This is a genomic window from Gemmatimonadaceae bacterium, from assembly GCA_019752115.1.
Classification (GTDB): domain Bacteria; phylum Gemmatimonadota; class Gemmatimonadetes; order Gemmatimonadales; family Gemmatimonadaceae; genus Gemmatimonas.
Genome location: JAIEMN010000007.1, coordinates 1 through 26,066 on the forward strand (window position 1 = coordinate 1; position 26,066 = coordinate 26,066).

22 protein-coding genes and 4 tRNA genes are annotated in these 26,066 nt (G+C 66.4%); 19 read left to right on the forward strand and 7 right to left on the reverse strand.

What is annotated here, in order from left to right; genetic code table 11:
- Nucleotides 1–186 (reverse strand): hypothetical protein (locus K2R93_03270; GenBank protein ID MBY0488843.1); only part of this gene is annotated, 186 nt, incomplete at its 3' end.
- 135 nt (nt 187–321) lie between these two features.
- Here K2R93_03270 and cysS point away from each other — a divergent pair.
- The 8 genes from cysS (at nt 322) to K2R93_03310 (ending at nt 4,990) form a co-directional block, all read left to right on the forward strand.
- Nucleotides 322–1,728 (forward strand): cysteine--tRNA ligase, encoded by a 1,407-nt coding sequence (gene cysS, locus K2R93_03275; GenBank protein ID MBY0488844.1) that lies wholly within the window; start codon nt 322–324, stop codon nt 1,726–1,728.
- Nucleotides 1,729–1,770: 42 nt separating this feature from the next.
- A tRNA-Thr gene (locus K2R93_03280) sits at nt 1,771–1,843 on the forward strand.
- Between the two features lie 33 nt (nt 1,844–1,876).
- Nucleotides 1,877–1,959 (forward strand) — tRNA-Tyr (locus K2R93_03285).
- Between the two features lie 52 nt (nt 1,960–2,011).
- A tRNA-Gly gene (locus tag K2R93_03290) sits at nt 2,012–2,084 on the forward strand.
- Nucleotides 2,085–2,115: 31 nt separating this feature from the next.
- Nucleotides 2,116–2,188 (forward strand) — tRNA-Thr (locus K2R93_03295).
- A 151-nt stretch (nt 2,189–2,339) separates the two neighbouring features.
- The gene (locus K2R93_03300) at nt 2,340–3,107 is read left to right on the forward strand and encodes a (Fe-S)-binding protein (GenBank protein MBY0488845.1); all 768 of its coding nucleotides are present in this window, start codon (nt 2,340–2,342) and stop codon (nt 3,105–3,107) included.
- A 7-nt stretch (nt 3,108–3,114) separates the two neighbouring features.
- On the forward strand, nt 3,115–4,509 hold the full coding sequence (locus tag K2R93_03305; protein ID MBY0488846.1) for an LUD domain-containing protein: 1,395 nt from the start codon (nt 3,115–3,117) through the stop codon (nt 4,507–4,509).
- On the forward strand, nt 4,499–4,990 hold the full coding sequence (locus tag K2R93_03310; GenBank protein ID MBY0488847.1) for an LUD domain-containing protein: 492 nt from the start codon (nt 4,499–4,501) through the stop codon (nt 4,988–4,990). The genes K2R93_03305 and K2R93_03310 overlap by 11 nt, the downstream gene beginning before the upstream one ends.
- Before the next feature lie 21 nt (nt 4,991–5,011).
- On the opposite strand, the gene K2R93_03315 is transcribed toward K2R93_03310, so the two are convergent.
- Nucleotides 5,012–5,539, reverse strand: coding sequence for a GNAT family N-acetyltransferase (locus K2R93_03315; protein MBY0488848.1), 528 nt, complete (start codon nt 5,537–5,539; stop codon nt 5,012–5,014).
- Between the two features lie 343 nt (nt 5,540–5,882).
- On the opposite strand from K2R93_03315, the gene rpmG reads away from it, so the two are divergent.
- The 9 genes from rpmG (at nt 5,883) to rpoC (ending at nt 18,219) form a co-directional block, all read left to right on the forward strand.
- On the forward strand, nt 5,883–6,035 hold the full coding sequence (gene rpmG / locus K2R93_03320; GenBank protein ID MBY0488849.1) for a 50S ribosomal protein L33: 153 nt from the start codon (nt 5,883–5,885) through the stop codon (nt 6,033–6,035).
- 2 nt (nt 6,036–6,037) lie between these two features.
- Entirely contained in the window at nt 6,038–6,271 is a 234-nt protein-coding gene (secE, locus tag K2R93_03325) for a preprotein translocase subunit SecE (GenBank protein ID MBY0488850.1), read from the forward strand.
- A 26-nt stretch (nt 6,272–6,297) separates the two neighbouring features.
- A complete protein-coding gene (gene nusG / locus K2R93_03330; GenBank protein ID MBY0488851.1) occupies nt 6,298–6,855 on the forward strand; it encodes a transcription termination/antitermination protein NusG in 558 nt (185 codons plus the stop codon).
- A gap of 211 nt (nt 6,856–7,066) precedes the next feature.
- The gene (gene rplK / locus K2R93_03335; GenBank protein ID MBY0488852.1) at nt 7,067–7,489 is read left to right on the forward strand and encodes a 50S ribosomal protein L11; all 423 of its coding nucleotides are present in this window, start codon (nt 7,067–7,069) and stop codon (nt 7,487–7,489) included.
- 5 nt (nt 7,490–7,494) lie between these two features.
- On the forward strand, nt 7,495–8,184 hold the full coding sequence (gene rplA / locus K2R93_03340; protein ID MBY0488853.1) for a 50S ribosomal protein L1: 690 nt from the start codon (nt 7,495–7,497) through the stop codon (nt 8,182–8,184).
- A 15-nt stretch (nt 8,185–8,199) separates the two neighbouring features.
- Nucleotides 8,200–8,703, forward strand: coding sequence for a 50S ribosomal protein L10 (gene rplJ / locus K2R93_03345; protein MBY0488854.1), 504 nt, complete (start codon nt 8,200–8,202; stop codon nt 8,701–8,703).
- A gap of 69 nt (nt 8,704–8,772) precedes the next feature.
- Entirely contained in the window at nt 8,773–9,147 is a 375-nt protein-coding gene (gene rplL / locus K2R93_03350; GenBank protein ID MBY0488855.1) for a 50S ribosomal protein L7/L12, read from the forward strand.
- 191 nt (nt 9,148–9,338) lie between these two features.
- Nucleotides 9,339–13,898, forward strand: a complete 4,560-nt coding sequence (gene rpoB / locus K2R93_03355; protein ID MBY0488856.1) for a DNA-directed RNA polymerase subunit beta — start codon at nt 9,339–9,341, stop codon at nt 13,896–13,898.
- A gap of 4 nt (nt 13,899–13,902) precedes the next feature.
- On the forward strand, nt 13,903–18,219 hold the full coding sequence (gene rpoC, locus K2R93_03360; GenBank protein ID MBY0488857.1) for a DNA-directed RNA polymerase subunit beta': 4,317 nt from the start codon (nt 13,903–13,905) through the stop codon (nt 18,217–18,219).
- 208 nt (nt 18,220–18,427) lie between these two features.
- Here rpoC and K2R93_03365 read toward each other — a convergent pair whose 3' ends face one another.
- Complete coding sequence (locus K2R93_03365) at nt 18,428–20,440, reverse strand: serine/threonine protein kinase (GenBank protein ID MBY0488858.1); 2,013 nt, start codon at nt 20,438–20,440, stop codon at nt 18,428–18,430.
- A 438-nt stretch (nt 20,441–20,878) separates the two neighbouring features.
- On the opposite strand from K2R93_03365, the gene rpsL reads away from it, so the two are divergent.
- Together rpsL and rpsG are read left to right on the forward strand one after the other, a co-directional pair.
- Complete coding sequence (gene rpsL, locus K2R93_03370; protein ID MBY0488859.1) at nt 20,879–21,286, forward strand: 30S ribosomal protein S12; 408 nt, start codon at nt 20,879–20,881, stop codon at nt 21,284–21,286.
- On the forward strand, nt 21,283–21,753 hold the full coding sequence (rpsG, locus tag K2R93_03375; protein MBY0488860.1) for a 30S ribosomal protein S7: 471 nt from the start codon (nt 21,283–21,285) through the stop codon (nt 21,751–21,753). Before rpsL ends, rpsG begins: the two co-directional genes overlap by 4 nt.
- 140 nt (nt 21,754–21,893) lie before the next feature.
- Here the strand turns inward: rpsG and K2R93_03380 are convergent, their stop codons facing one another.
- The 4 genes from K2R93_03380 to K2R93_03395 are packed head-to-tail and all read right to left on the reverse strand — an operon-like array spanning nt 21,894 to nt 26,062.
- Nucleotides 21,894–22,931 (reverse strand): polymer-forming cytoskeletal protein, encoded by a 1,038-nt coding sequence (locus K2R93_03380; protein MBY0488861.1) that lies wholly within the window; start codon nt 22,929–22,931, stop codon nt 21,894–21,896.
- On the reverse strand, nt 22,928–24,262 hold the full coding sequence (locus K2R93_03385; protein MBY0488862.1) for a glycosyltransferase family 2 protein: 1,335 nt from the start codon (nt 24,260–24,262) through the stop codon (nt 22,928–22,930). The genes K2R93_03380 and K2R93_03385 overlap by 4 nt, the downstream gene beginning before the upstream one ends.
- Nucleotides 24,262–25,245 carry a hypothetical protein gene (locus tag K2R93_03390; GenBank protein MBY0488863.1) on the reverse strand — a complete coding sequence of 328 codons (984 nt, stop codon included), beginning with the start codon at nt 25,243–25,245 and terminating at the stop codon, nt 24,262–24,264. Before K2R93_03390 ends, K2R93_03385 begins: the two co-directional genes overlap by 1 nt.
- The gene (locus K2R93_03395) at nt 25,226–26,062 is read right to left on the reverse strand and encodes a YaiO family outer membrane beta-barrel protein (protein ID MBY0488864.1); all 837 of its coding nucleotides are present in this window, start codon (nt 26,060–26,062) and stop codon (nt 25,226–25,228) included. Before K2R93_03395 ends, K2R93_03390 begins: the two co-directional genes overlap by 20 nt.
- Nucleotides 26,063–26,066 lie beyond the last annotated feature (4 nt).

Here is a 26,066-nt window from a genome sequence, read left to right on the forward strand (position 1 = left end):
GCGGCGGAGCTGCGCCGCTGGATCCGCGGACCCGAAGGCCGCGGCCGGCGCGGCCGGGGGCTGCGTCGCGGGGGCCGGCGTGGCCGGCTGCTGCCAGCGGGCGGCGAGGCTCACCGCGACGACGCCGGCGACGAGGGCAACGGTACGGGCGCGGAACGGACGATCCGGCGAGACGGGCTGCGACATGGATGGATCCGGTGGGAGGGAAGGCACAGGGGGCTAGGTGACCCCCATTAGATTCAACGCACGAAATTGTCGGTGGATCCCGGCCGACCCACAAGCCCCAATCGTTCGCTGCCCCTGTCCCCCAGTCGCACGCCGATGCCCGAGTTCCGTCTGTTCAACACGCTGACGCGTCGCGTCGAGCCATTCGCACCCGTCGATGGTCACACGGTGCGCATGTATACGTGTGGACCGACGGTCTATAACGCCGCCCATCTCGGTAACTTTCGCACGTTTCTCTTCGAGGACCTGCTGCGACGGGTCTTCCGCCTGGCGGGGTGGCAGGTCGAGCAGGTGATGAACCTGACCGACGTGGACGACAAGATCATCCGGAAGGCGCAGGCGGAGGGGATCTCGATCCTGCAGGTGACGGAGCCCTACACCGCGCTCTTTCACCAGGACCGGCGCTATCTCCGCATCGAGGACGCGGAGCGCTACCCCAAGGCGACCGAGCACATCCCCGAGATGATCGCGCTCGTGGAGCGGCTCGTCGCGAACGGCGTGGCGTACATCGCGGAGGATGGCTCGGTGTACTTCGCGATTGATCGCTTCGCGGACTACGGCAAGCTGTCGCAGCTCGACAAGCGCGAAGTGAAAAGCGGGGCGCGGGTGGCGCAGGACGAGTACGCCAAGGAGAACGCGCAGGACTTCGCGCTCTGGAAGGCGGCCAAGCCCGAAGACGAAGCGACCGGCGCCGCGTGGGATTCTCCATGGGGGCGCGGGCGTCCCGGGTGGCACCTCGAGTGCTCGGCGATGGCCATGAAGTACCTCGGCGAGACGTTCGACCTGCACGCGGGGGGGATCGACCTGATCTTCCCGCATCACGAGGACGAGATCGCGCAGAGTGAAGCCGCGACGGGCAAGCCGTTCGCCCGGTGCTGGTGCCATGGGGAGTTCCTGCTCACCGACGGCTCCAAGATGGCCAAGCGGGTGGGGAACGTGTCGAACGTGGTGGGGCTGCGCGACGCCGGGATCAGCGGCACCGCATACCGCCACTTTGTGTTCAGCGCGCATTACCGGAAGCAGCTCAACCTTGGCGAGGATACGCTCGAATCGTCACGCGTGGCGGTGAACCGCGTGGGCGCCTTCGCGCGCCGTCTGGCCGAGGCGACGGGCGCGACGCCGGCGCTGGCCGATGCGGCGACGCGTGCTGAGCAGGCGTTCATCGACGCGCTGTTCGACGACCTGAACGCGCCGGAGGCGATGGCGTCGCTCTTCACGTTCATCACCGAGGCCAACCGCGAGCTCGACGCGGGCGGCACCGATGTGGCGGCCCTGGAGCGCGCGCGGGCGGCGTTCCGGCTGATGGACGGGGTGCTCGATCTCGTCCCGGAGCAGGACGCCGACGCCGAGCTGGCGGCCTGGGTCGAGGACCGTCTGGCGGCCCGCAAGGCGGCTCGGGAACGGCGCGATTGGGCTGCCGCCGATGCGGTGCGTGACGAACTGGTGGCTCGAAACATCCTCATTGAGGACGGCCCGCAGGGCACCCGCTGGCGGAAGGGGTAGACCCCCATTATCCTACGGGACTCTGGGAGTTCGGGTCCTTCTGCTGACGTAGCTCAGTTGGTAGAGCAGCTGATTTGTAATCAGCAGGTCATGGGTTCGAGCCCCATCGTCAGCTTCGGGCCGTGCCGGCCCCAAGCCGGCGGCCTCGGGTGAGGTACTCAAGTGGCCAACGAGATCAGACTGTAAATCTGACGGCGCAAGCCTTCGAAGGTTCGAATCCTTCCCTCACCACTACAGGACGTATGCGGGACCGATGGCGGGTGCATCGGGTACGACGGACAACGCGGGAGTAGCTCAGTTGGTAGAGCGCTAGCCTTCCAAGCTTGATGTCGCGGGTTCGAGTCCCGTCTCCCGCTCTGTTTCATGTAGCTCGCAGGTGTGCAGGACGCTCACGTAGCTCAGTCGGCAGAGCACATCCTTGGTAAGGATGAGGTCACCGGTTCGATCCCGGTCGTGAGCTCTCAAAACCAACCCCGCCGGTCATCCGACCGGCGGGGTTTGGTGTTTCGGGGACCGCGTGGCGTAGACCGGGGGCCGCGCGCCGGAGTGCAGCGATGCATCTTGGGCGTACCATGCCAGCCCCTTCTGCGTGACGCCCATGGGTGACACCCATGCGTGACGTCGTCCTGTTCGTGCCCTGTTTTGTCGATCAGTTCCAGCCGTCGGCCGCCCGGTCGGCGGTGGCGGTGCTGGAGCGGCTCGGCTGCCGGGTGCACGTGGCGGCTTCGGCCAGCTGCTGCGGCCAGCCGCCCACGAACGCCGGCTACAACGACGATGGGGAAGCGCTCCTCACGCGCTTCGAGCAGGCACACGTGCGTGAGGTCCCCGGCGATGCCCCCGTCGTGGTGCTCTCGGGCAGCTGCGCGCAGCATGTGCGCGCGCATACCACGCACGACGCCCTGCGCCGCCGCGTCCAGGAATTCACCGCATTCCTGCATGACGAGATCGGCCTCCCCGCACTCGCCGCGCTTGGCGCTACCTGCCCGGCACGCGTGGCCGTCCACATCGGGTGCCACGCGCTGCGCGGCCTCGGCCTCGCGGTGCCGTCGGAGCGCGGTCCCGGCAGCACGGTCGCGCCACGGAACCTGGTGACGGCGGTGCTCGCGCAGGTCCACGGCCTCGAGGTCGCCCCGCTGACCCGCCCGGACGAATGCTGCGGCTTCGGGGGCACCTTTGCCCTCGGCGAACCCGAGCTCTCCACCCGCATGGGCACTGATCGCCTGCGCGATATGCGCCGCGCGAAGGCCGAAGCCGTCGTGACCACGGATCTGAGCTGTGCGTTGCATCTGCGCGCCGTCGCCGAGGCCAATGGCGCCCCGCTGCCGATGTGGCACGTGGCGGAAGTGCTCGACCCCGCACGCCGTCTGGGGCGCGGATGAATCACGCATGAGCCGCCCGACACTGCCGGTGCTCGATCACGCCGCGGCGGCCGCCGCGTTTGTGAGCGATGCCGACCGGACCGAGTGGCACGACGCTGCGTTGTGGTGGATCCGGCAACGGCGCGACACTGCCGTGGCCGATGTCCCCGATTGGGAAGCGCTGCGGACGCACGCGTCGGCGATCAAGGAGCATACGCTCACGCACCTGGCGTCGTATCTCGAGCAGTTCGAGCGAATGGCACGGGCGAAGGGCCTGCAGGTGCACTGGGCGCGCGACGCCGCGGAGCACAACGCGATCGTGCACCGCCTGCTCGCCGAGGCGGGCGCGACGCGGCTGGTCAAGAGCAAGTCGATGCTCACCGAAGAGTGTCAGCTCAACCCGTATCTCGAGGCGCGCGGGATCGCGGTGGTGGACACGGACCTCGGCGAGCGCATCGTGCAGCTGCGCGAGGAACCGCCGAGCCACATCGTGATGCCGGCGATCCATCTGCAGACCGCGGATGTCGGTGCCACCTTTCACGAACACCTCGGCACGCCCGCCACGCTCGTCGATCCCGTCGCGCTGACGCGGGCGGCGCGCGCCGATCTGCGCGCGCGCTTTCTCGCCGCGGACGCGACGCTCACCGGCGCCAACTTTGCCGTGGCCGAGACGGGTGGGTTCGTGGTGTGCACGAATGAGGGCAATGCCGATCTCGGGATGGCGCTGGCGCCGCTGCACATCGCGTCGATCGGAATCGAGAAGATCATCCCGACGGCGCGCGATCTGCCGGTGTTTCTCCGCCTGCTCGCCCGCAGCGCCACCGGGCAGCCGCAGACGGTGTACACCTCGCATGTGCACGGGCCGCGCGAGGGGCAGGTGGTGCACATCATTCTGGTTGACAACGGGCGCACCGCGCAGCTCGCCCGCCCCAGTTACTGGCGCTCGCTCAAGTGCATCCGCTGCGGCGCGTGTCTCAACACCTGTCCTGTGTATCGCCGCAGTGGCGGCCACAGCTACGGCACGACGGTACCGGGCCCCATCGGCAGCGTACTCGCGCCGGGGTTTGATCTCGCGGCGCATGCCTCGTTGCCCTTCGCGAGTACGCTGTGCGGTTCATGCACCGCAGTGTGTCCGGTGCACGTCGATCTCGATGCGCAACTGCTGGCCTGGCGGGCCGATGTGGTGCAGGCGGGGCACGGGTCGTCGCGCACTCGACAGGCGACCCGCGTGGCGACGCAGCTGCTGCAGCGCCCCGCGCTGGCCCGCGCGCTGACGCCGGTACTCCGCCTGGCGCTGCGCGTTCTCCCGCGTGCTGTCACGCGCGCGCTGAGTGGCGGGTGGGGGCGCGGGCGTACAGTGCCCATGCCCGCTGCCGAGTCGTTCCACGCCTGGTGGCGCGCCCGGAGTGATCATGAGCACTGACGCGCGCGCCGACATCCTGGCCCGCCTGCGCGACGTCGGCCGCGCGCCGCATCTCGCGCCGGTCGCGCATCCGGGCGAGTACGCACCGGTGCCAGCCACCGCGTCGGCACGCGTCGAACGGTTCATCGCGCAGGTGCGGGCGAGTGGTGCCGAGGTGGTGTCCGCGAGCGACGTCGTCGCGCCCGCCGCCGACGCGGTGCGCTTTGTGGGGGTCGTGGGCGTGGCCGAAAGTGGTGCCGTCTGGGTCGTGCCGCGCACCGCAGATGACCGGCAGCAGCTCTTTCTGGCCGAGCACGTCACCCTGGTGGTGTCGCGGGCCTCGCTGGTCGATACGCTGCACGACGCCTATGCGGCGATCGATATCGCGGCGGCCCCCTTCGGCTGCTTCGTCGCCGGGCCATCCAAGACGGCGGACATCGAGCAGACGCTCGTGATCGGCGCCCACGGGCCGCTGGGGCTGACCGTCGAGCTGGTACCGTAGCGTCGGCAGCCGGCGCGTGGCCTAGACGAGCCGCCGCTCCACGATGACCACATCCCGCCACGCGCCATCGAGCTGCGCGTGGGCTTCGTAGGTCCCCACGACCCGGAAGCCGTGGCGGGCGCAGAGGGCGAGGGAGGCGGCGTTCTCCGGGAAGATCCGGGAGAGGACCTTCCAGAGCCCCGCCTCCTGGCAGGCCGGGAGGAAAGCGGCCATGAGGGTGTCGCCGACGCGCTGCCCGCGGGTGTCGGCGGCGACGTACACGGAGAAGTCCCCGATGCCGGCGTAGCAGGCGCGCGCCCGATAGGCGGAGGCCCGGATCCAGCCCACCACGCGTTCGTCCCGGTTTTCTGCAATAAGGAACGGATGGTGGATGGGGTGACCGGCCTCGGTGACCGGGACGGCGGTGCTGAACCAGCCGAGGATGTCGCCTTCGGTGCGGGGGGTAGTCTCGAAGGTGGCGCCGCGGCCGGCGATCCCCTCGTTGTAGATGGCCGCGATGGCGGGGGCGTCGGCGGGGACGGCGAGGCGGATGTGGATGGTGCCGGGCATGGCCGGAACCATACGCCCGGTCCCCGAAAATGGCAGCCTCGGCCGTGTCGGGCGGGGCCCGTCTTGCGGGAACATTCGGGGCGCGTTCGGCGTCACACCGGTCGAACTAACTGCCCATGGGGGAGCGACTTGCGAGCCACCCCCGGGGCGTGTGGATACGACGGGCCCGTGACTTGCGGGTGGCGTCCGGCTCCGCTACGTTGCAAGGCTCACCCCTTCCGGCCTCGCCGGGCGGGGTGTCGAACGTTTTTTCTCATGTGGCAGCGCGCCAGCCCAATCGGTGCGGCTGCCTTATCGCTGGTCGACGCAGGTCTATAGTCAGCTACGAGCTGGAGCCGGAATCATGCCGCGCGAGAAGATCATCCTCGGGTGCACCGAGTGTAAGAACCGCAATTACTTCGTGATGAAGAACAAGCGTCTGCATCCCGAGCGCGTCGAGTGGAAGAAGTACTGCCCGCGCTGCAACAAGCATCAGACGCACAAGGAAACGAAGTAGTCATGACCGCTCCCGTCGAGGTATCCCGTCCGGGACTCGGCACTCGGCTGGTCACGTTCTACCATGACGTGATCGCCGAGATGAAGAAGGTGACCTGGCCCGATCGCCCGCAGCTGCAACAGGCGACGATTCAGATCATCATCTTCGTGCTGCTGCTCGGGGCCGTGATTGGCCTGGTGGACGTGGGGTTGCAGGCGCTGCTGGTGCGGCTGCCGTCCATGCTCCTCGGTCGCTGATCTCCCCTGACCCCGCTGACTCGCTCATGACGCTGTCGATGCTCGAACATCGCTGGTACGCGATCCAAACCACGTCCGGCCACGAGAACAAGGTGCAGCGCCTGATCCAGCGAAAGATCGACGCGGATCCGGTGGCGCCCGAGGACCGGCTCATCCGTCAGGCCATCGTGCCGACGGAAGAGGTCGTGGAGATCAAGAACGGCAAGAAGGTCACGGTCGAGCGCAAGAAGTTTCCCGGCTACGTGATCGTCGAAATGGTCGCCAGCCAGGACACGCTGCACGAAATCAGCGCGATCCAGGGCGTGATCAAGTTCGTTGGGAAGGATCGCGATCCGATGCCGCTGCGCGACGACGAAGTGCGTCGCCTGCTGGGGCAGGCGGATCCGGCCGAGGAAGCGCCGGTGCGCGAGGAGATTCCGTTCCTCGTGGGGCAGGCGGTGGCGATCACCGAAGGCCCGTTCGCGGACTTCAACGGTACGGTCGAAGAAGTGCTGCCCGACAAGGGCAAGGTGCGGGTGTCGGTTTCCCTGTTCGGGCGACCGACGAGTGTGGAGCTGGATTACCTGCAGCTGAGAGGGTACTGAACCGATCAGTCGTGGGTTTCGGGTTTTCGGTCCTGGGTTGTGGGTTCACCCACGACCCACAACCAAAAACCCGGAACGCAGAACTGATCAGTTGAAGGTGGAGAGATCGCCAGATCTCTCGAAGGACGTCGCCACCACTCGACGCCAAACAACGTGGTAGCTAGCCCCCACGTGGACAGTCCGCGTGGGTAACTCGCGATGAGGAAGTCGCATGGCCAAGAAGGTCACTGGATTCGTCAAACTGCAGATTCCTGCAGGCAAGGCGAACCCGGCGCCCCCGGTAGGTACGGCCCTCGGTCCCCAGGGTATCAACATCATGGGGTTCTGCAAGGAGTTCAACGCTCGCACGCAGGGCGGGGATATGATCATCCCCGTCGAGGTCACGATCTACGCGGACAAGTCGTTCACCTTCATTCTCAAGACGCCGCCCGCGGCGGAATTGATCAAGAAGGAGCTCGGCGTGGAGAAGGGCTCGGGTCAGCCGAACAAGGTCAAGGTGGGTGCCATCTCGCGCGCGCAGCTCGAAAAGATTGCGACGCTCAAGATGCCCGACCTCAACTGTGACAGCATGGAGAGCGCGGTGGCGATGATCGCCGGCGCGGCCCGCTCCATGGGCATCACGGTGAAGGATTGAGCCTCATGAAGACGCACGGGAAGAAGTACCGAGCCGCGAGTGAGCGTCGCGAACTCGGCAAGTCGTATGAGGCCAAGCAGGCCATCGCCCTCGTGAAGCAGATGAGCTTCGCGAAGTTCGACGAGACCGTCGAAGTGGCGATCCGCCTCGGGGTTGATCCCCGGCATGCCGATCAGGTGGTGCGTGGCACCGTCGTCCTCCCGGCTGGTACGGGGAAGACGATGCGCGTGCTCGTCATCGCGGCGGGTTCGAAGGTGCAGGAAGCGCAGGAGGCGGGCGCCGATTTCGTCGGCACCGAGTACCTCGCGAAGATCAAGGAAGGCTGGCTCGATTTCGACGTCATGATCGCGACCCCGGACCAGATGGGACAGATCGGCCAGCTCGGCCGTGTCCTCGGTCCGCGCGGCCTGATGCCGAATCCGAAGGCCGGCACGGTCACGTTCGACGTGGCGAAGGCGGTCAAGGAGTCGAAGGGCGGCAAGATCGAGTTCCGTGTTGACAAGGGCGGCAATGTGCACGCCCCGATCGGCAAGATCTCGTTCACGCCCGATCAGCTCGAGACCAACTTTGCTGCGCTGCTGGATACCATTGTCCGCGCCAAGCCCGCTGCGGCGAAGGGCGTGTACATCCGCAACGTCGCGATCTCGAGCTCCATGGGTCCTGGCGTCACCATCGACACCACGCCGTTCCGGTAAGAGGGAGACGTCACCATGAAAGCAAAGCCAAAGGCCAAGAAGAGCGACAAGCAGGTGTTGGTCGACAGCCTCAAGGCGTCGATGCAGGGTGCCACGGCACTCTACTACACCGACTTCACGGGCTTGAACGTGAAGCGCATGACGGACCTCCGTCGCCGGTTCCGCAAGGCGGGCGTGGAGTACGTCGTGATCAAGAACACGCTGGCGCTCCGTGCCGTGAACGAAAGCGGCCTGGTGTCCCAGCGTCTGAAGGGCCCCACGGGGGTGGTGGTGGCGAAGGATGCCATCACGGCGGCCAAGGTCCTCTCCGACTTCGCGAAGGAGAACGATCAGAAGCCCACCGTGAAGGGCGGCGTCTACGAGGGCAATGCGATCGACGAAGCGATGGTCAAGAAGCTGGCCTCGCTCCCGACGCGTGAAGAAGCTCTCTCGATGTTCGCCGGGTACCTGAACAGCATCCCGATGATGTTCGCCCTCGCCCTCGACGCCCGTAAGGCGCAGCTCGAAGGCTCCAACTGATCCCCAGGCGTTCGCCTGATTAACAACGCCCCAGGCTCCCTGGGGGAGACACACGGAGATTTTTACACCATGGCTACCAAGAGCGAGATCCTCGACGCGATCGGCGCGATGAGCGTCATCGAGCTGTCCGAGCTCATCGAAGAATTCAAGACGAAGTTCAACGTCACGATCGCCGCGGTTGCGGCGGGCGGCGGCGGTGGCGCGGCGGCCCCGGCGGCCGCGGCCGAAGAGCAGACCGAGTTCACCGTCATCCTCAAGGATGCCGGCGCCAAGAAGATCCAGGTCATCAAGGTGGTGCGCGAGCTCACCGGCCTGGGCCTCAAGGAAGCGAAGGACCTGGTCGACGGCGCGCCGAAGACGCTGAAGGAAAACGTGTCGAAGGACGAAGCCGCGCAGATCAAGGCCAAGCTCGAGGCCGAAGGCGCTGGCGTCGAAGTCAAGTAAAGCCCGGCCATAGGCCAGCTCTACGTCGACACTCTGTAGTTCCGTCGTTGGAACGCTCCTCCCCGGGGGCCAGGGTCACGAAAACGTGACCGTGGCCGTCGGGGACGGAGCGCTTTGCGCCCCCGGTCGGCGGGGTCTCCGCCGTCCGGGATTCGCGCACCCCGCCAGAGGGTGAGCCCCTTAAGGATATGATGAACCAGATCTCGTTCGCGAAGCTCGAGACGGGCATGGACATGCCCCACCTGCTGGACATCCAGACGCGCGCCTTTGAGTCGCTGCTACAACTGGATGCCGCGCAGCAGGAGCGCGAGGACGTCGGCCTCGAGCGCGTCTTCAAGGACCTGTTCCCGATCACGGACGTCCACGAGAACTTCTCGCTGGAGTTCGTGCGGTACTCGCTGGGCGAGCCCAAGTACTCGGTCGCCGAATGCATCGAGCGCGACATGACGTACTCGGCCCCGCTCAAGGCCACCCTCCAGCTCGTCATTTTCGAGGATACCGGCGACGGCAAGCGTCCCCGGAACATCATCGAAAAGGAAGTCTATCTCGGCGAACTGCCGCTCCTCACCGAGCTCGGCACCTTCGTCATCAATGGCGCTGAGCGCGTCATTGTCTCGCAGCTGCATCGCTCGCCCGGCGTCGTGTTCGAAGAGAGCACGCACCCGAACGGCCAGCGGCTGCTCTCGTCGCGGATCATTCCCTTCCGCGGCTCCTGGGTCGAGTTCACCGTGGACATCCACGATGTGATCTACGTCCACATCGACAAGAAGAAGAAGTTCCCCGCGACGGCCCTGCTGCGTGCGTTCGGCTATGGCGAGAATCGCGACATTCTGCGCCTGTTCTTCGCTGAGCGCGACCTCGACCTGACCAAGAAGCGCGAAACGCGCAACGACCAGCGTGAAGTGCTCGGCGCCATCATCGCCGAAGACATCACGCTCGAAGGCGAGATCACGGCGGCCGACGCGCCGAAGCCCAAGACCAAGAAGGCGAAGGCCGAGCGCGAGCGTTCCGAGGCCGCGCTGCTTGTGCGCGAAGGTGATGAGCTCACCGAAGAGGTGCTCAACCGTCTCGTGCGCCAGGGCGTCACGTCGGTCAAGGTCTTCGCGTCGTACACGCAGATCGACCTCCGCGACGAGCAGGACGCGATCGACCGCGGCGAGCGCGAAGTGCGCCGTACGCTGGCCAAGGACGTGATCGATCTCGACACCGGTGAAGTGATCGCCGAGAAGGATACGACGCTCACCGACGCCGTCATCAAGAAGATCCGCAAGGCCGACCAGACCAAGGTGACGGTGTTCGTCGCCTCCGGCCGCGCCGAGTCGACGCTCATCAAGAACACGCTGGCCAAGGATCCGACCAAGGCCGAGGAAGAGGCGCTCAAGCAGATCTACGCCCTCCTCCGTCCGGGCGACGCCCCGAACCGCGAAACGGCGAAGCAGGCGCTCGAGCGCCTGTTCTTCTCGCCGAAGCGCTATGACCTCGGTCGCGTCGGTCGTTACAAGATCAACCAGCGCCTGCGCCTCAACACGCCGATGAGCACCACGGTCCTCACGAAGGAAGACTTCGTGGAGATCATGCGTCAGCTCGTCGAACTGCACGAAGGCCGCGGCGATGTGGATGACATCGACCAGCTCGGCAACCGCCGCATCCGCTCGGTCGGTGAACTGATCGCGAACCAGTTCTCCGTCGGCCTCTCGCGCATGGCGCGTCTGGTCAAGGAGCGCATGTCGATCAACACCGATCCGGAGAAGATCTCCCTCGACGACCTCGTGAACGCCCGTACGGTGTCCGCGGTCATCCAGGCGTTCTTCGGCTCGTCGCAGCTGTCGCAGTTCATGGACCAGACGAACCCGCTCGCCGAGCTGACGCACAAGCGTCGCCTCTCGGCGCTCGGTCCGGGCGGCCTCACGCGTGAGCGCGCCGGCTTCGAAGTCCGTGACGTGCACTACTCGCAGTACGGCCGCATGTGCCCCATCGAGACGCCGGAAGGTCCGAACATCGGCCTGATCACGTCGCTCGCCTGCTTCGCCCGCGTGAACGATCTCGGCTTCATCGAGACCCCGTACCGCATCGTGAAGGAAGGCCGGGTGACGGGCGAGATCGTGTGGCTCGACGCGAACCGCGAAGAAGACGCGATCATCGCGCAGGCCAACGCCAAGCTCAATCCCGACGGCACGTTCGTCGACGAACTCGTGCTCACGCGTAAGCGCGGCGACCTGCCGCTCGAGCCGCCCGAGAACATCGACTACATGGACGTGGCGCCGGAACAGCTCGTGTCCATCGCCGCCGCGCTCATTCCGTTCCTCGAGCACGACGACGCCAACCGCGCGCTGATGGGCTCGAACATGCAGCGCCAGGCGGTGCCGCTCCTCCAGCCCCGTACGCCGCTCGTCGGCACGGGCCTCGAGGCCACCGTGGCCGTCGACTCGGGCGCGGTGATCATCGCGCGCCGCGCCGGCATCGTCACGAGCGTCACGGCCGATGAGATCATCGTCGACGCCGGCCTCATCGCCGGTGCCGTCGAGACCGATCGTCCGCTGGCGCGCCTCGGCCAGCTCGATCGCTACAAGCTCAAGAAGTACTGGCGTACCAACCAGGACACCGCCATCAACCAGCGCCCGCTCGTCCGCATGGGCCAGCAGGTCGCGAAGGGTGAAGTGCTCGCGGACGGTGCGGCGACGGAAATGGGCCAGCTCGCGCTCGGCGCCAACGTCACCGTGGCGTTCATGCCCTGGTACGGCCACAACTTCGAAGACGCCATCGTGCTCTCCGAGCGCCTGGTGAAGTTCGACGTGTTCTCGTCGATCCACATTCAGGAGCTCGAACTGCACGTCCGCGACACCAAGCGCGGGCAGGAAGAAATCACGCGCGAAATTCCGAACGTCGCCGAGGAGTCGCTGGTTGACCTCGACGAGCGCGGTATCGTGCGCATCGGCGCGCAGGTGAAGCCGGGTGACATCCTCGTCGGCAAGATCACGCCGAAGGGTGAGACCGAGCTGTCGCCGGAAGAGAAGCTCCTCACGGCCATCTTCGGCGAAAAGGCGAAGGACGTGAAGGACAGCTCGCTCAAGGTGCCGCCGGGCATGGAAGGCACGGTCATCGACGTGAAGATCTTCTCGCGCGTCGAAGATCAGGTCGTTGAAAAGGATCGCGGCGAGCGCATCGGTGAAGTGCGCCGTCTCGAGGGCGAGGAAAAGATTCGCGTCAACGAAGTGCGTGACGCCGAGCTGGCCACGCTCCTCGAAGGCGAAAAGGTGTCGCTCGCGCTCAAGGCGGGCACCGTCGAGGAAGCGATTCCGGCGGGCACCGTGCTCACGAAGGAGATCCTCGAGGGGCTCCGCTTCGCGACGCTCGACCTCAAGACGTTCCGCGTCGAGAACAAGAAGGCGAACGATCGCGTGCGCGAGATCATCGACGCCGCGAACGAAGAGAAGAGCCGGATCGAAGAGCGGGCCGAAGAGCGTATCGACCGCATCCTGCAGCCCGACGAGCTCCCGCCGGGTGTGATCCAGCTCGTGAAGGTGTACCTGGCCGAGAAGCGCAAGATCTCGGTCGGTGACAAGATGGCCGGCCGTCACGGCAACAAGGGTATCGTGGCGCGTATCGTCCCCGAAGAAGACATGCCGTTCCTCCCGAACGGCCGTCCGGTGGACATCGTGCTCAACCCGCTGGGCGTGCCGTCGCGCATGAACGTCGGGCAGATCCTCGAGACCCACCTCGGGTGGGCCGCGAAGCTGCTCAACTTCTACGCGAAGACGCCGGTGTTCGAAGGCGCGAACGAGCGCGAAATCGGCCTGCTCATGAAGCTCGCCGGCCTGCGCTGGGCGCGTGAGACGCTGATGCTCGGCGATGCGTCGAACGACGCGACGCCAGCCGAAGTGAAGGCGCTGCTCGCCGACATCAAGCCCGACCGCCGCCTGCCGGACAAGGTCGAGCTGCTGATGGATGCGAACCTCAACGACCTTGGTGGCAAGGCGATGTCGGCCGAGACCAAGGGGCTGTATACCCGCGCGAAGGATTTCCTGACGCAGGCGGCGCGCACGCTGGCGCAGCGTGAGCTCGATGCGGTGCAGGCGACCATCGCCATTCATCGCACGGGTGACGAACTCCCGGGTGACGCGGCGAAGGCCATCGAGCTGCTCGAGAGTGAGGCGCAGGCCTCGCCGGTCGCGGCGCTGCAGAAGAAGGGACTCCCGGCGCTCGCGGCGATGCTCGCGGGTGGCAAGGAGGCCGATACGGACGCCGCCGCGGCGGAGCTCATTCGTCTGGCCGGGCTCACGCCCACGGGCAAGGCGAAGCTGCGCGACGGTCGCACGGGCGAGTACTTCACGTCGCCGGTGACGGTCGGCGAGATCTACATGCTCAAGCTGTCGCACCTTGTCGACGACAAGATCCACGCCCGCTCCATTGGCCCCTACTCCCTCGTCACGCAGCAGCCGCTCGCGGGCAAGGCGCAGTTCGGTGGTCAGCGCTTCGGCGAGATGGAAGTGTGGGCGCTGGAGGCGTACGGCGCGGCGCACACGCTCCAGGAAATTCTCACGGTGAAGTCGGACGACGTGAACGGCCGCAGCCGTGTCTACGAGGCCATCGTGAAGGGCCAGAATCTGCCCGAACCGGGCATCCCGGAGTCGTTCAACGTGCTCGTGAAGGAACTGCAGGCGCTCGGCATCAAGGTCACTCTCGGCGCCAGCGATGGCACCGGGGTTGAGCTGATCGACGCCGGCGGCAACAGCAACGGCGGGGAGGAGTAAGTCGATGATCGATTTCCGCAGCTCGCGCGAAGCCCGCGCGTCCGCGTTCGATTTCATGTCGGTCCGGATCGCCTCGCCCGAGGAGATCCGCGGCCCCAAGGACCCCAAGGAGCGCGAGCGGCTGGAGATGGCCGGCCTGCGCACCTGGTGGTCGTGGGGTGAGGTCACCAAGCCGGAAACCATCAACTACCGCTCGTTCAAGCCGGAGAAGGACGGTCTCTTCTGCGAGCGCATCTTCGGTCCGGTCAAGGACTGGGAATGCCACTGCGGCAAGTACAAGCGCATCCGCTATCGCGGCGTGATCTGCGATCGGTGCGGCGTGGAAGTGACGCTGAGCAAGGTGCGTCGCGAGCGCATGGGCCATATCGAACTGGCCGTGCCGGTCGCGCACATCTGGTTCTTCAAGACCCTGCCGAGCCCGATGGGCAACCTGCTCGACGTCACGCTCCGTGATCTCGAGAAGGTCATCTATTACAGCAACTACATCGTCATCGACCCGGGCAGCCAGGAGGTGCGTGAGCGCCAGCTGCTCGACGAAGACGAATACCTGACGCTCCGCCAGAAGGCGAAGGCCGAAGGTGATACGGCGTTCCAGTGCGACATCGGCGCGCCGGCCGTGCGGGAACTGCTCAAGCGCCTCGACGTCGACAAGACCGCCGAGGAGCTCCGTGGCAGCGTCGTGGGTGAGACGTCGCAGCATCGCAAGAAGCAGATGCTCAAGCGCCTCAAGATCGTCGACGCGTTCCGCACGTCGGGTGAGGGCGGTGAGATCCGCAATCGGCCGGAGTGGATGATCCCGGACGTCATTCCGGTGATTCCGCCCGACCTGCGTCCGCTCGTGCCGCTCGATGGCGGCCGCTTCGCGACGTCGGACCTGAACGACCTCTATCGCCGCGTCATCAACCGCAACAACCGCCTGCAGAAGCTCATCTCGCACCGCGCGCCGGAAGTGATCCTGCGCAACGAGAAGCGCATGCTGCAGGAAGCCGTCGACGCGCTCTTCGACAACGGCCGCCGCTCGAAGGCCATTCGTGGCCGCGGCAAGCGTCCGCTCAAGTCGCTGTCCGACATGCTCAAGGGCAAGCAGGGCCGGTTCCGTCAGAACCTGCTCGGCAAGCGCGTGGACTACTCCGGCCGCTCGGTCATCGTCGTGGGTCCCGAGCTCAAGCTGCACCAGTGCGGCCTGCCGAAGGCCATGGCGCTGGAGCTCTTCAAGCCGTTCATCATTCACAAGCTCGTCGAGAGCGGTGAAGCCGAAACGGTGAAGCGCGCCAAGAAGATCGTCGAGCGTGAGAACGCGATGGTCTACGAGGTGCTCGAAGGGATCATCAAGGACCACCCGGTGCTGCTCAACCGCGCGCCGACGCTCCACCGCCTGGGCATCCAGGCGTTCGAGCCGGTGCTGGTGGAAGGCAAGGCCATTCGTATCCATCCGCTCGTCACGACGGCGTTCAACGCCGACTTCGATGGCGACCAGATGGCCGTGCACGTGCCGCTCTCGTTCGAGGCGCAGATCGAGGCGCGCGTGCTCATGCTCTCCTCGAACAACATCCTCAAGCCGTCGGACGGTCGTCCGGTGGCCGAGCCGTCGCAGGACATCGTGCTCGGCTGCTACGTCGCCACCAAGGCGCCGTCGGCCGACTTCGATCGCAAGATCACGGACCCGGCGTTCGTGAACTCGCTGCCGTCGCTCTCGAGCATCGCCGAAGTCGAAATGGCGATCGTGAACGACCGCGCGAACCTGCAGACGCCGATCCGCTGGCTCGTCGAGACCGAGAACGGCAAGGAATGGATCGGGACGACGTGCGGCCGTGTGCTCTTCAACGGCATCGTGCCGAAGGGCATGCCGTTCCTGAACAAGGACATGAAGAAGAAGGCGCTGGGCGAGCTCGTCTTCGCGAGCTATCGCTCGGCGGGGCTGGCCGAAACGGTGGCCATGCTCGACCGCCTCAAGGAGTTCGGGTTCCGCAACGCGACGCGCGGTGGCGTGTCCATCGGCATCGAGGACCTGCACATCCCGAAGGACAAGCAGACGTTGCTGCAGGAAGCGTCGGAGCGCGTCGAGCGCTTCCAGCGCGCCTACGCGACGGGCAACATCACGAACGGCGAACGCTACAACAAGGTCATCGACACGTGGACGCACGCGAATACGGACATCGCGGACGCCATGATCAAGACCATGCGCGAGTCGCAGGGCGGGTTCAACCCGGTGTTCATGATGTTCGACTCCGGCTCCCGTGGTAGCCGCGACCAGATCCGCCAGCTGGCGGGTATGCGCGGCCTCATGGCCAAGCCGCAGAAGAAGCTGACGGGTGGTATCGGTGAAATCATCGAGAACCCCATCAAGTCGAACTTCCGTGAAGGCCTCTCGGTGCTCGAGTACTTCTCGTCGACGCACGGCGCCCGTAAGGGTCTGGCCGACACGGCGCTGAAGACGGCCGACGCCGGCTACCTCACGCGTCGTCTGGTGGACGTCGCGCAGGACATGACGATCACCGAAGAGGATTGCGGCACGATCCTCGGCCTCGAGACGGCCGCGCTCAAGGAAGGCGAAGATGTGATCGAGCCGCTCGCCGAGCGCATTGTCGGCAACGTGGCCGCCGATGATGTGTTCGACCCGATGGAGCGCGACGAGGCCGGCCGGCCGCGTCTGCTCGTGGAGGCGGGCACGCTCATTTCGGAAGAGATGGCGCAGCAGATCGAAGATGCGGGCATCGAGACGGTGAAGATCCGTTCGGTCCTCACCTGCGAAGCGAAGCGTGGTCTCTGCCGCATGTGCTACGGTCGCAACCTGGCCACCATGGCCATGGTCGATCTGGGCGAGGCGGTCGGTATCATCGCCGCGCAGTCCATCGGCGAGCCGGGCACGCAGCTCACGCTGCGTACCTTCCACGTCGGCGGCACGGCGGCGCGTATCGCCGAGCAAACGGCGCGCAAGACGAAGAAGGCCGGTGTCATCGAGTTCGGCGATCGTCTCGTGACGGTCGTGAACCCGGATGGCCAGAAGGTCGTGACGTCGTACGAAGGCGAACTGATCATCAAGGCGTCGGCCGAGAAGAACGCGGCCATCGAAGCCCGCCTCCAGGTGCCGCTCGGCGCGTACCTGATGGTCGAGGATGGTCAGGCCGTGAAGAAGGACGACACGGTGTTCACGTGGGACCCGTACTCGAATCCGATCATCGCGGACGTCGAAGGCACGGTGCGCTTCGTGGACCTCGTCGAAGACGAGTCTCTGTCGGAAGAGCTCGACGAACTGACGGGTCTCCGCCAGCGCGTCGTGATCGAGGACCGCGAGAAGAAGCTCCACCCGCACATCGAGATCTGGCAGAGCAAGGGCGGCAAGGAGAAGCGCGTGCGCGACTTCATCCTCCCGGTCGGTGCCGTGATCACGATCGAGGACGGCTCGGAACTCAAGGCCGGTACCATCCTGGCCAAGATCAGCCGTGAGGCGTATAAGACGCGCGACATCACCGGCGGTCTGCCGCGTGTGGCCGAGCTCTTCGAAGCCCGTCGTCCGAAGGATCCGGCCACGATCTCCGAGATCGACGGCTTCGTGCGGTTCGGCGAGATCAAGCGCGGCAAGCGCGAGGTCTTCGTCCGTCCGGCGATCGTCGAGAACGGCTCGTGGACGGTGGACGAGTCGCAGCCGGAGCAGGTCTACGAAGTGCCGTCTGGTAAGCACCTCTGCGTGCACGAGGGTGACCGCGTGCGCGCCGGTGACCGCATCAGCGAAGGTCCGGTGAACCCGCACGACATTCTGCGGATCAAGGGCCCGCGCGCGGTGCAGGAGTACCTGCTCAACGAAGTGCAGGAGGTCTATCGCCTGCAGGGCGTGAAGATCAACGACAAGCACATTGGCGTGATCGTCAAGCAGATGCTCCAGAAGGTGCGCATTGCGGATTCGGGCGACACCGAGCTCCTCGAGGGCGAGCATGTCGACCGGTCGCAGTTCCGCGACGTCAACGAGGATGCGAAGAAGCGGAAGATCCGTCCGGCGACGGCGGAGCCCCTCCTCCTCGGCATCACGAAGGCCTCGCTTACCACGCAGTCGTTCGTGTCGGCGGCCTCCTTCCAGGAGACCACGCGCGTCCTCACCGACGCGGCCATCCGTGGCTCGCGCGACGACCTGCTGGGCCTCAAGGAGAACATCATCATCGGTCACCTCATCCCGGCCGGTACAGGCATGTACCGCTACCAGGAAGTGGATGTCGATTCCGAGGCGCTGCCGGAACCGGAGCCGATGCCGGAACCGCTGGAGCCGAACTTCGAGGCATTGCTGCCGGCCTTCGAGCCGTCGGCGTTCACGATGCCCGACGAGTAAGTGGATGAAGCGGCGGGGCTCCTTTGGAGCCCCGCCGTTTTTCTTTGGTTGCCTTGAGAGGCGAGAAGCGAGTGGGAGTTGAAGTCGCCAGCCGGAGTCATGAGAAAGCGCCGCGAGACACAGTCTCGCGGCGCTTCTCGTAGCTCACGCCCACCACCCACACTCCCACTCGCTTCTCGCCTCTCAAGGCAACCACAAACATTCAGCCTTACCGTCGATCTCCAGGCTGCCCGCCCCTCCGCCGCGCCGCGATCGCCGACGCCGTATCCAGCCACGCCGCCACCTGCGCCTTGGTGGGGTCGAAGGCGCGCTTCATGTCGGTGAGCGGCGCGGCCACTTCAGAGACGCGGGTGAAGCGGCCGGTACGCACGTCGATGAGCTGCGTGAGATACACCATCGAATCCTGGCGCGTGGTGATCATGCCGGTAAGCATGTAGTCCGCCCGCATCGTCCACCCCATCGACATGCGATCGGGGGCCGAGCGTGAGCCGCGGTCGGTGGAGTCGGTGATCACCTCGTACTTGTCGGCGGGGATCGACGCGCGGAGCATGTTCGCGACTTCGCGCGTCGCGCCCATGTACTCGCGCTTGCCGGTGGTGTTCTGGTAGGGGAGCACCACGATGCGCAGTCGCCCGTCGGAGGGCGGTGCCATGGTGAGGGTGAACGAGCGCACGTTCCCCGTGGGGCCGGTGCTGCCGGGAGGCATGCCGGGGACCGGCGGCATGCCCGGCTGGTTGGGATCACTCCCCGGCGGCCCGAAACGCACGATGCGCGGCGCCTTGGCGAGGGCGGCCTGCATTTCCTTGATCGCGTTGGCCATGGAGTCGGTGAAGATGCGCGACACCTCGGCGACGATCTGTTCGCGATTCACTTCGGTCAGTCCGCCGTCGGGCGCATGCACGAACACCTTCGCCCCCGCGGCACTCGCGGCGGCGGCGCCGGCCGGCTTCGGCTCGGCGCCACCGGCGGCCTGTTCGGTCTTTTGCACCTGCTGCCGCCTGAGCACCGCCTCGGCGATCGCCAGCGATTCCGCGTGGGTCATCACGAGGGGGACGGTCGTTCCGGCGAGCCCGTCGCCCACTTCGCGGAAGACGGGGATCGTTTCGGACACAATTCGGATCGAGTCGGCGTCGCGCATGCCCGGGGTGCGCACCACAGCGACCTTCTGACGGGCGCCACCCGGACCGGCATCGCGAGCGTCGAGCGTATCGGCGCCGGTGGGCGTCTCCGAGCCACTCGGGAGGCGGCTCGTGAGCGCCCACGCCGCTGCGGCGACTACGGCGGCGCCCGCGACGAGCGCTCTCGTGCGGCGTCCGCCCGAGGGGCTCCGCACCGGCAGGCCGCCGCTGACGGGCGGCATCGCCTCGAGATCGGCCAGCAGCGCGGCGGCGGTGTCATGACGCTTGCTCGCCTGCTTCTCGAGGCAGCGCATGATGATCGCCGACAACGCCGGCGGAATGTCACTCGAGAGTGTGTGCGGCGCCGGCGGCACGTAGGTGAGCTGTGCGGCGAGCGTCGCCTGTGGCGAGTTGCCGCTGAAGGGGCTCTTGCCGGTCAGCAACTCGTACGCGAGCAACCCGACCGCGTAGATATCGACGCGATGATCAGCGGCGGGATCAGCGGCCAGCTGCTCCGGCGCCATGTACGCCGGCGTCCCGATCGCCATGCCGCTGGTCGTGCCCCCGTGCAGGGGCAGCGGAATGGCCTCAGAGAGCGCCTTGGCGACACCGAAGTCCGTGACGAGCGCGTGCATCCCCTGCGTGAGGATATTGCCCGGCTTGATGTCGCGATGGACGATGCCGCGGGCGTGCGCGTAGGCGAGTGCGTCGACTACGTCGTGCAGGATGCGGACGACGTCGCGCGCCGAGAGTTTGCCGCGCTCGGCGAGCGCCTGCCGCAACGACTGCCCTTCGATGAAGGGCATCGAGAACCAGAGCAGGCCATCGTCCTCGCCAGCGGCGAGGAGCGGCACGATATGCGGGTGCTGCAGCTGCGCGGCAAGCTGGATCTCGCGCCGAAAGCGCTCGACGTTGACGCCGGCCGCGAGGTCGGGGGGCAGCACCTTGATGACCACGGTGCGCCGCAGGGCCTGCTCACGCGCCACAAAGACCCGCGACATGCCCGCCCCGTCGAGTTCGCGCTCGAGGTGGTAGTCGCCGCCCAGGGCTGCCTGCAGCCGGTCCTGAAAATCGCTCACGTGGTATCCGAAGGTTGCCGTCATCGCGAAGATACAGCCGCGCCACAGGCGCGGGCATGGGTCAGACGCCCGACACGTCCCGGCGGTAGCCGGTGACGGGCGCGTCTCCAAGGGCGGACGTCGCCAGCCCGGCGCCGTTAATCCCCCCTCTTAGAGGGGTAAGACCCCGGCGAGGGTGTTGGGGTTGCGGACGGGGGTATTAAACCGGGAACCCAACCCAGAACCCAGAACCAAAAACCCGAGACCCCAAACTGATCAGTTTTCGGTCTCGGGTTTTTGGTTCTGGGTTTTGGGTCGAATTCGGACTCGGCACCGCCACTCGGGTTGACCCAGCCCCCTCCCCTCGACTAAGCTTCGGATTCCGTTCCGTGCCGCCTCCGTAGCCGCATCTCGAAGGCGATCCACGTAGAGGTCGGAGTTCGAACGTCCTGCGGCCCCTGGGCCGTGGGCAACCACAACCGAATGCCTACGATCAACCAGCTGGTCCGCCGCGCCCGTAAGGACGTGGTGGAGAAGTCCAAGGCGCCCGCGCTCAAGAGCAATCCGTTCAAGCGTGGCGTGTGCACCCGCGTCTACACCACGACGCCCAAGAAGCCGAATTCGGCGCTGCGCAAGGTTGCGCGTGTTCGTCTGACGAACCAGCTCGAAGTCACGGCCTACATCCCCGGCGAAGGCCACAACCTTCAGGAACACTCCATCGTGCTCGTGCGCGGCGGCCGTGTGAAGGACCTCCCGGGTGTCCGTTACCACATCGTTCGCGGCACGCTCGACGCATCGGGCGTGAACGGACGTAACCAGAGCCGGTCGAAGTACGGCACCAAGCGTCCCAAGAAGGGCGCTGCGCCCGCCGCCGGAGGGAAGAAGAAGTGAGCCGCCGCAAGAGTGCCGTGAAGCGCGTCGTGTTGCCTGACGCGCGCTATGACAGCCAGACTGTCTCGAAGTTCATCAACAACCTGATGATCCAGGGCAAGAAGAACACTGCCGAAGGGATCTTCTACAGCGCCATGGACATCGTCGAGAACAAGACGAGCCAGCCGGGCGTGGCCGTGTTCAAGCAGGCCCTCAACAACCTCAAGCCGGTTGTTGAAGTGAAGAGCCGCCGCGTCGGCGGTGCCACCTACCAGGTCCCGGTCGAAGTCCGTCAGGATCGTCGCACCGCCCTGGCCATGCGCTGGCTCATCTCGTACTCGCGTGAGCGCAACGAGAAGAGCATGCCGGAAAAGCTGGCCGCCGAAGTGCTCGCCGCCTCGCGTGGCGAAGGCAATGCGATCAAGAAGAAGGAAGACACGCATCGCATGGCCGAGGCCAACAAGGCCTTCGCGCACTACCGCTGGTAAGCGCGAGTCGGTCCAATCACAAAGCCCCGGAGATTCTCCGGGGCTTTGTCGTTTCTGAACCGATCACGCAGAGAAAAGGAGAAAATGAGAAATCCATTTCTCTTTTTCCCCTTTTCTCTGTGTAATCGGTTCCAACGAACTCACGCCAGCGTCAATCCATCCTCGCCCGCCATCACCGCGCCGTACACCGTCGCGCCGGGATAGAGGCGAATGATCGGGGCCGTAATGGTCGTCCGCTTGCCCGGGCCGCCGATGATCGCGCTCTCCACAACCACCGCCGTCTCCGAGATGAGCGGCCCACTCACCTTGGCGCCCCGTTCGATCGTGATGCGGCCGCGGGCCGCGATCGAGCCCACCACCACCGCGCCGGCACAGATGCGGAGATCGCCATGCGCCTTGAGGGAGCCGGTGACACGCGCGCCCTGATCGACCACGATCGCGGCGGTTGAGATCACCGAGCCGATCAGCGCCGCGCCCGCCGGCACCAGCAGATTCTCGTTCGTGCGCCAGTAGTGCGTCCCGAGCGAGGTCGCCTTCTTCGGAATGAACATCTCGTAGGCGCCCGTCGGCAGCACCGGCGTTTCGACCGCTTCCTGCCCACTCACACGCACCACATCGCTTTCAAGCCGCTCGAACGCCACGTTCGGGGCCAGCACGATCGACCGATCGGCCGTGGCGCGACCGAGCAGCGAGCACCCGTCGGCGACTTCGAGACGACCGCGGGCATGGACCCAGCGCAGCACGGTCGACCGTGCGCCGAGCAGGATGTCGCGCTGGCCCAAGAGCGCCCGGTAGGTGACTCGCTCGCTGCCGCGCAGCGTGAGACGCGCGAGGCATTCACTCGCGAACTCCGTTCCCGCGGGCACCGGTTCGGTGTCCATCAGCACGACCAGATCCTTCACGTTCTTCTTCGCGAGAGGCTGTGCCTGCGAATGCGCGATGACCGTGGAGCCATCGGTGAGGCGCGGCGGGACCATCGTCCCGAGCAGCCCTTCACGGTTCGCGCGCGCGGTGAACGATTCGGCGAAGTATGTCAGGTTGCCCGCATCGTTGCCGACCGCATTGAGCGGCTGGGCATCACGCGGCCACAGGAGCTCCAGAAACGCCGGCAGCAGCGGAATGGCAAGCCATACCAGCAGCGCCGAGAGGAGCAGGGCAAAGGCGGCGATGGGGGTCATGAACGCGCTCCCGTCGCGGATCCGGGGCCGGATCCCGTGCTGCCGTCGGACTTCTTGCGCGCATCACGATGCCGTTCGGTCTTCTGCCACTGCACGGGCCGCCCTTGCATCCAGCTCGCCCGCGAGAGCGAGGCGCGCGCCACCGAGAAGGTGGAGACGAGGAAGCCGAGGAACATGAACGGGAGCATGCGGATGCGCTCGCGTGAGCCGTCGAGGCGGCTGGCCGCGGCCACCTGGAAGAATGCGGCGAAATTGCCGACGGTATTGAACGAGGAGATCATGAGGATCGTGACGCGCCCCCACTGCGGCGGGTAGCCCGTGAAGAAGAGCACGATGGTGCAGATCCATCCGAGCAGCAGCACGAGCGGCACCACGAACACGCCCAGCAGCAGGGCACCGTCGAGCACCTGCCAGAAGGGGAGCCGCGTCTTGTTGCGCAGCAACGCCGCGAAGTAGCGACGCAGCGCCTGATTGTGTCCCTTCGCCCAGCGCTTGATCTGCCGGATGCGCGATTCCCACGATTCCGGTACCTCTTCGTAGCACTCGGAGCGGTTCTGGTAGACCACATCCCAGCCATTGATCACCAGCCGCACCGTGAGGTCGGTGTCTTCGGCCAGCGAGTCCACCCGCCAGCCGCCGACATTCTCGAGCGCCGTCCGTCGCACCCCACCAACGGTGCCGCCATACTGCGGCACCAGCCGCAGGTTCATGCGCGCCTGCTGGTCTACCTGATAGCCGCCCGCGCGCTCGAGATCGAGCAGGCGCGTGAGCAGGGAGTGGCCCACGTTGAGTGGCACCACGCGCCCCATGACGGCGCCGACTTCCGGGTCGAAGAACGGCGAGACGAGCTGCTTGAGGAGCCGCGGGCCGGGGATGTAGTCGGCGTCAAAGACGAGGAAGATCTCCTCGTTGTGCAGCGCCATCGCATCGGCCAGCGCCGCCGCTTTCCCGGGGATCCCCTCATCGCGCAGGAACGGGACGACGCGCCCCGGATAGTTCTCGGCGTACTCGCGCAGGATGTCGCGCGTGCCGTCCTGCGACCGATCGTCCACCGGCACGATCTTGAGCCGGTCTTCGGGATAATCGCAGGTGAGCAGCGCGTCGAGCGAGTCGCGGATCACGCGCTCCTCGTTGTGCGCCGGGACGAACACCGTGAGCGTAGGCCAGTCGGCCTGCAGCACGTCCACGAACGGCTGGCGATGCCGCCCGAAGAGGCGATTGAGCGTGAAGAAGTAGTGACGCGCGGTGTACACCGCGAGCACGGCCACGCAGAACCACAGCCCGATATTGCACAGCACGATCAGCGTCGTGGGCTCGGCGAAGGCGAACATCAGCCGCCCCCCGTGCGATCAGGGAAGAGCCGGCGCCAGACGAGCCCCAGCGGCCAGGCGCGCAACGCGCTGAAGCTTGGCGGGCCCGGCACCGCGGCCGTGGACCGCGGCGTGGGCGTGGGGCGCGGACGATCCGCCGGGTACTTCTGTACGGGTGTGGGCGGACGGCGATCGACGGCGTCGAGCACGCCACCCGAGCGCCAGCTCATCCCCCAGCCGTAGAGCGCGACGTACACGAACACGTCGAGCAGCGGCCCAAAGAGGAAGAACAGCACCGGCAGCGTGAGGAACGAGCCGCGGTGGATGATCCACACATGCACGGCCGTCTGGAGCGGCAGCAGCACTGACAGATGCGCGAGCAGCAACGTGGCCATCATCAACTTCTGCCAAAGCACGAAGTCGAAGATGTGGAACGTGAAGGCCACGAGGAACGGCGCCAACAGCAGAATGATCACGCCGCAGACGAGCAGCCCCGATGCATAGTCAGGGAGCGTGTAAATGAGCGGCGGCGGGGCAAGCCAGAACCAGAGCTGCGCCGAGACCTGAATCACGGCGACGGCGCGCAGGAAGTAGCCCACCGGCAGCATGCGCCCGCGCAGCAGCATGCCGACGCCGGCGAGTACCCCGGTGAAGAGCCAGCCCGTCTGCAGATCGCGCGGCTCCGGCCAGAAGCCGGGCGTCATGAAGTAGGGGATCGGCACCGCGAGCGGGCCGATCTCGAAGACGCGCGTTCCGATGGCGTGCGGCAGCCCCAGCGGGCCGGCGACGAGTTCGAAGAAGCTGCGCCAGGCGGCCATCAGCGGCTCGAGCAGCGCGAACATCGCCACCGAGAACATCAGTGGCAGGACGAGCAGATCGATGGCCAGTGTCCACGACACTTCGAGGCCGATCATCGCGCGATGAGGCGCGATGCGGCCGCCGCGGAAGCCGCGGTCGCGGAGGGCGTCGATACGCCGGGAGGGCTTACCAGTAACGCGCGACACCGAGCGTCACTCCGCGGCGGGTGTAAAACGGATTGCGATACGCATCGCCCTGTAGGCTGAGTGCCCAGTGCGTCGTGAGCTTCTCCCGCCAGGCGAGCGAGAACTCTTCACTGCTGAATTTGCGGAGTGTCGTGGCCGCGCTCACGATCTGCCACCCTTCGGTGCCACCGATGGCGCGCGCGGACAGACTGCGGCGCGGTGACGGCGTGAACACGGCCACGCCGAAGACGCGGTGCGACTGGATGTCACCGGGGTTGCTGGAGTTGAGCCGTACGCCCGTTTCGAGCAGCAGTGCCTTGGGCGCATACCACGCGAGCGAGGCCGTGGCTGCCCGGTCGAACAGTTCGGTGGTGCTCTTCACATACGAGCCGCCGGCCGTGGCCTGCCACTCGCGGCGCGCGCCAAAGCGCACGCCGAGCACGCCATCGACGCGCCCCTTGGGCAGAATCGGGGCACCATCGCCAAGGTTGGCCCCCAGCACGGCAAAGACCCGCGTCTTCCAGTCCTGACGGACGGTCGCGCCGACCTGCAGGCCGCGATCGCTGAAGGCGTCGAGCGCGAGCACTTCGCCGTAGAGCGTACGCGTGGCGCCGGCGCGCACGCCACGCACGTAGAGCCCCGACCAGTCGCCGAAGCGATTGGACACGGCCTGCGAGAAGACGTTGGCTTCGACCCAGCTGCCGGGCAGACCGCCGGCCAGTGGCGCCTGCGCTGAGGCAGGCGCCGGTCCGGCCACGAGCGACAGCGACAGCGACACCGACAGCGCCAGGATGGCGCGGGGAACGTACCGGGGAGCGACACCGGCCAGGAACCGCATCGGA

Excerpts from the sequence above, each read along its gene's own strand:
- cysS (MBY0488844.1), top strand. The coding sequence starts at position 322 with ATGCCCGAGTTCCGTCTGTTCAACACGCTGACGCGTCGCGTCGAGCCA.
- K2R93_03300 (MBY0488845.1), top strand. The coding sequence starts at position 2,340 with ATGCGTGACGTCGTCCTGTTCGTGCCCTGTTTTGTCGATCAGTTCCAG.
- K2R93_03305 (MBY0488846.1), top strand. The coding sequence starts at position 3,115 with ATGAGCCGCCCGACACTGCCGGTGCTCGATCACGCCGCGGCGGCCGCC.
- K2R93_03310 (MBY0488847.1), top strand. The coding sequence starts at position 4,499 with ATGAGCACTGACGCGCGCGCCGACATCCTGGCCCGCCTGCGCGACGTC.
- K2R93_03315 (MBY0488848.1), bottom strand. The coding sequence starts at position 5,539 with ATGCCCGGCACCATCCACATCCGCCTCGCCGTCCCCGCCGACGCCCCC.
- rpmG (MBY0488849.1), top strand. The coding sequence starts at position 5,883 with ATGCCGCGCGAGAAGATCATCCTCGGGTGCACCGAGTGTAAGAACCGC.
- secE (MBY0488850.1), top strand. The coding sequence starts at position 6,038 with ATGACCGCTCCCGTCGAGGTATCCCGTCCGGGACTCGGCACTCGGCTG.
- nusG (MBY0488851.1), top strand. The coding sequence starts at position 6,298 with ATGACGCTGTCGATGCTCGAACATCGCTGGTACGCGATCCAAACCACG.
- rplK (MBY0488852.1), top strand. The coding sequence starts at position 7,067 with ATGGCCAAGAAGGTCACTGGATTCGTCAAACTGCAGATTCCTGCAGGC.
- rplA (MBY0488853.1), top strand. The coding sequence starts at position 7,495 with ATGAAGACGCACGGGAAGAAGTACCGAGCCGCGAGTGAGCGTCGCGAA.
- rplJ (MBY0488854.1), top strand. The coding sequence starts at position 8,200 with ATGAAAGCAAAGCCAAAGGCCAAGAAGAGCGACAAGCAGGTGTTGGTC.
- rplL (MBY0488855.1), top strand. The coding sequence starts at position 8,773 with ATGGCTACCAAGAGCGAGATCCTCGACGCGATCGGCGCGATGAGCGTC.
- rpoB (MBY0488856.1), top strand. The coding sequence starts at position 9,339 with ATGAACCAGATCTCGTTCGCGAAGCTCGAGACGGGCATGGACATGCCC.
- rpoC (MBY0488857.1), top strand. The coding sequence starts at position 13,903 with ATGATCGATTTCCGCAGCTCGCGCGAAGCCCGCGCGTCCGCGTTCGAT.
- K2R93_03365 (MBY0488858.1), bottom strand. The coding sequence starts at position 20,440 with ATGACGGCAACCTTCGGATACCACGTGAGCGATTTTCAGGACCGGCTG.
- rpsL (MBY0488859.1), top strand. The coding sequence starts at position 20,879 with ATGCCTACGATCAACCAGCTGGTCCGCCGCGCCCGTAAGGACGTGGTG.
- K2R93_03380 (MBY0488861.1), bottom strand. The coding sequence starts at position 22,931 with ATGACCCCCATCGCCGCCTTTGCCCTGCTCCTCTCGGCGCTGCTGGTA.
- K2R93_03385 (MBY0488862.1), bottom strand. The coding sequence starts at position 24,262 with ATGTTCGCCTTCGCCGAGCCCACGACGCTGATCGTGCTGTGCAATATC.
- K2R93_03395 (MBY0488864.1), bottom strand. The coding sequence starts at position 26,062 with ATGCGGTTCCTGGCCGGTGTCGCTCCCCGGTACGTTCCCCGCGCCATC.